Origin of the sequence: Mesorhizobium sp. M2A.F.Ca.ET.039.01.1.1, assembly GCF_003998035.1 — a bacterium.
Classification (GTDB): domain Bacteria; phylum Pseudomonadota; class Alphaproteobacteria; order Rhizobiales; family Rhizobiaceae; genus Mesorhizobium.
Window position 1 is genome coordinate 1 of sequence record NZ_RZRY01001104.1, and the last position, 1,518, is coordinate 1,518.

Here is a 1,518-nt window from a genome sequence, read left to right on the forward strand (position 1 = left end):
TTCAGCGCCTCGTGCAGGTTGACGGCGGCCGGATAGACCGACCATTCGATCTGGTAGGGAACCTCGTTAAGCAGGCCGGCGGCTTCCAGCTTGGCGCGCGTCGCCCCGGTCTGATCGCCCACGCGCAGCACCACCTTGCTCAGGTCCTCGGCGGCGACGGAAGCCGATCCTCCGGCGAACGTCAGAATGGCAAAGCTGCCGAGCGCTAAGTTGAACAGGCGGCGGGAGGTTCTGATCATGGCGATGTTCGCTTTCGGATGGCGGTTGGACTAAGGAGAGGGAGGGCTACTCGGGTCGTGACATTATTGCCTGCCGGGCATAGCGGTTTCACCGGGTCTGCCGAGATTGTCGCCGAAAGTCGACGAGCCATATTCGCTGCGGTGGTGCACACTTCTGCTCATGCCGACGACGGGGAGCCAACAAGCCGAGCTTCAACGGTCGCTTCTTACCCATTACTGTCTCCTTATCCACCACTTGCTGGCCGGATCCGGTTCAACGAGCCAAGATTAATTACACTAAGACTGTAGACTAGATAATTTATTCTGATTTTGCGGGCGGAAGGGGACTTCGCTTCCAAGCCGCGGCGGTCCCCGGACCGCTCGAACCAGCTCCTTCAGTCAGTCGCTTTGCGCACATCGAACACGTTAGTCAGCGTCACCGAGCGGAAGTCCGAGACCAGGATGGTGGCCCGCACCACCCAGAATCCGTCGAGCGGCAGCAAGTATCCGCCGGCGATGTAAGTTCCGCGATCGCTGGCCTTGGCTTGCCTTGCGAACGGCCCGATGCCGTAGGAAGGCTTACCGAGTTCCACGATGACGCCAAGTGGGACCAGAGGCTTGCCGGCGGCGGTGACCTCCGACACCTCGACGCGCACTGGTCCCGCGATCGGCGGATGGATCGACAGAAGCGCGCTCACATCCTCATTTGCAACGCTTACCTGCTGGACCTCGAAGCGCGCCGGATTGGCGGCGACCACGCGCGGAGGCGGCGTGAAGCGCCACAGCCCGAGCACGCAGATGACGGCAATGCCGAGTATGATCTCGGCCGCGATGCTGCGCGAAAGCCGGCGCGCGGCCACTACGTCACCCTTTATGGCCGGTCGCGTGAGCGCATAGCGATTGACGGCGGCGAGCAGCAACATGGCGGCGACCAGGCCGAGCTTGATGAGGAGAACGCGGCCGTAGTTGCTCGTCAGCAAGCCGCTCGGCGTGTGAACCTGGACGACGCCGATGGCGATCCCGCTCACGAAAAGCGCGCCGATGATAGCGGGGATAAAGTTGGAAAAGCGCTTGAGCGCAAAGACGGCATCCGGCCCTCCGCAGGCAACCGCCGCGCCGAGCGGCGCCAGTGCGCCCAGCCAGAGCAGCACTGCGACAGTATGGACGAACACGGCCGGTATCATCAGCCACTTCGGCGGCGCAGAGGCGGCGTGGCCGGCCGAGGCGAACGCGAGGCCCGCAGTAAGAAGCGCCAATCCGCCAAGGATACCTGCGGTGCGCTTCCGGCTCTGTTGGAACG

At 63.3% G+C, this 1,518-nt stretch carries 1 protein-coding gene and 1 pseudogene; both read right to left on the minus strand.

Going from position 1 to position 1,518, the window contains the following annotated elements; genetic code table 11:
• Positions 1-239: pseudogene (locus EOA24_RS37640) on the minus strand (ABC transporter substrate-binding protein); the annotation flags it as partial.
• 374 nt (positions 240-613) lie between these two features.
• Positions 614-1,518, minus strand: a 905-nt coding sequence (locus EOA24_RS37645; protein WP_133374904.1) for a CopD family protein, incomplete at its 5' end; no start/stop codon positions are given.